This window comes from Candidatus Woesearchaeota archaeon, assembly GCA_020854775.1.
Lineage (GTDB): Archaea > Nanobdellota > Nanobdellia > Woesearchaeales > 21-14-0-10-32-9 > 21-14-0-10-32-9.
Genome location: JAHKLZ010000028.1, coordinates 1 through 2,673 on the forward strand (window position 1 = coordinate 1; position 2,673 = coordinate 2,673).

The 2,673-nt window shown below is 34.1% G+C and carries 2 protein-coding genes; both read right to left on the reverse strand.

Features of this window, described 5'->3' with window-relative positions:
* The coding region (locus tag KO361_05030; protein ID MCC7574929.1) for a hypothetical protein at positions 1-1,611 on the reverse strand (1,611 nt) is incomplete at its 3' end.
* A partial coding sequence (locus tag KO361_05035) for a site-specific DNA-methyltransferase (GenBank protein ID MCC7574930.1) occupies positions 1,611-2,673 on the reverse strand: 1,063 nt, incomplete at its 5' end. The genes KO361_05030 and KO361_05035, both read right to left, overlap by 1 nt.

Genomic DNA, 2,673 nt, shown 5'->3' on the forward strand with positions numbered 1-2,673 from the left:
ACCAATAATAATATTCCGAACTTTGTCGTTTTGGTCTATCACTTGTGCAACTACTAAAGTTTCTTTCAATGCTGTTTGTAATTTTTTGTCGTGCTTGTAACGCAAAATTTTTGCTGTGTCTTTCTCAATATCAGCTTGTCGAAACATACCTTTACTCTCGTTTAACAACACATCAATTTTTGCGTTCTTCTTTGGAGGTAATGCAATTATATCAGGGTATTCACGGGGTTGTGCTTTTCCTAAATCGGGATCAGGCAAAATTGCCCCACCACCTTGCGAACCCGGATATGAAATTGAAACAATTTTAAACTTGTTCGGAATTAAAACCCTGTGAACAATCGCATAAGTTACTTCATCTTCATCAACTTCATTGCTTTCTTCAACAAGTGCGGAAGCACTTGAAAATTTAGTAGATGAAAAATAAGTTTTCAATAAATCAAGCATATCGCCTTTGCTGTTCCCTAACAATTTACGTCTGTCCCAAACAAGTTTTATTCCGTTGTGATTGAGATACATTCCGTCTAATAAAAACGCAATCGTAGCAACAACTTTGTTATCTGAAATTTTTCTTTTATGTTTTTCCCAAATAGGTTGAAAGTTTATTGTTTCGTTTAATTTTTTCGCACTTTTTGCGGCTTTCACTAATTCGTCTGTAAACCAACTTGGAACACCACCACTATCTTTTGCAATAGCTTCTTTTAACTTACTGCGGAGAGTTGTCAAACTATCCAAATCCTTTTTCAATATGTCGTTTCCTCTTGGACGAACCAAAGCGTAAATTCCGAAAATTTTATGAGTTTTTGAAAACACAAACGAAATGAAATTTAAAATTCCTCTGTCAGGGTCCATTGCATGGCTGAATCGATTAATTTTTGCACCAATCCAGTCTTCATTTACGAAGTAACGCAATTTATTTAAGTTCGTTGCCTTACGTCCCTTCCAAGTTTCCAAAAGTTCTTTTGATCCTGTTGCTTTATCAACTTCTTTACGATAATCTTTGTAAGATGTAGTTTGCTTTAAATTTTTGATTGAATTTTTAAACCAATTTTTCTCTGACTTTAAAAACGATTTTACAATTGCCTGAATTGTGCTTCTTAAAATCGGAATTTCGGGAGGACAAGATGGAAAATTTTGATTTCGTTGTAATGTAAATTTGTTGTCTGTTTTAGTTCCCCAGTCTGCAATAATATAGCCCTCATAACCGAATTGGTCAATTAAAATTTTTGGTGTTGAATATGGATTATATTCTGCTCCTCCAAAAACTTTTTCACTTTCCTTATGCCCTGAAATTTTGATGTAAAAAGTTTCGGAAAGATACGATGCTAGCGCACCGTAGGTGCGTTGTAATTCGTGGTCTTCCGTTTTTACCGCTTCGGTAAATTCAATAATTGCTAACGGAAATTCAATTCCGTTTTTTACTGCTGTAATTAAAGCGTCTGGCGTGGTGAAAGACATTATTGAGGACAAAGCCCCTATAGGAAATTGGTTTGCCTTCTTTGGTCTTTTCACAAGCTTGATGCTTGTTCCTTTAGGAGCGGCTTCGCGTATAATTGGCAACAAATAATCACTGCCTTGTTCTATACTCTCGTAATAAAGTCGTATTTCCTGCATTATAGTTTTTCTAAAATAATTAAGTGTTCTTTTTTACCCTTTTGAGCATAAGAAGGATTGAAAATTTTTGAATGTTTTGACAAATCAGAAGATAAAATCTCATTAACCTTAAGTCCAATTTTCGGTGCAAATTCCGAAATTTCCTTTTCTATTTTTATCAATTCTTTTTTTATTACACTGTCACCAATAACTATAAATGCAAAATGATTAGGTTTCAAAACTCTTTGCATTTCAGCAAAACACTTAATCAAATCTTCATTCCATTTTTCTTTTTTCTCTTTAAGGCTGGAATACTCACGTCTAGAACCAATCTCATTGTATTGAGCAAATTTTACGTCAAGGTCAAGCCAACGTTTGCGGAATTTGTGATACAAGTAATAATCGTAAGTATTTGCATAAGGTGGCGAAGTAATAATAATATCAATGGAATTATCGGAAATGAAATTAAGGTTGCGGCTGTCTGCATTGAAAACTTGTAATTCGGTTTTGTCATAAACCAATTCAGAAAACTCTTTAATTCTCAAATTATATTCTATTGCTCGCTTGCAGAATAATTCAAGAGTCAGACAGTCAGGAATATTTTTTTGAATGGCGGCAAAGCGTGTATCACTTTCCTGATTGGAAACACGGACTATAATTGAGGATAAGACAATTTTCAGAAAATTCTGAACATCGGGATCCTTTTGTTTTGTAATTTCATTTAGAATAAATGTAATTTCCTCTGAAACATTTTTCTGAAACCAGTGATCTTGTCCTTCAATCTCTTTGGTTTTTATTTTCGGTCTGCCATTAAATTTCCATTTTAAAATATTATCCTCTATTTCTGCGATAAATTTTTCAATAGCAGAAAATTGAATAATGGAGAGTGGTGTTGCTTTGACTTTAGAAAGTAATACTGCTAACCCGTTTACATCTACTCCAATTGCATTTGCTCCGAAAATTCGAGCTTCTACCAAAGTAGTTCCTGAGCCGCAAAATGGGTCAAGAACAGTTTGTCCTTTTATAGCGTAGTCCTCTAAAATTTTTTTGGGCAACTGTGGTGGAAACTTTGCAGGATAAGGA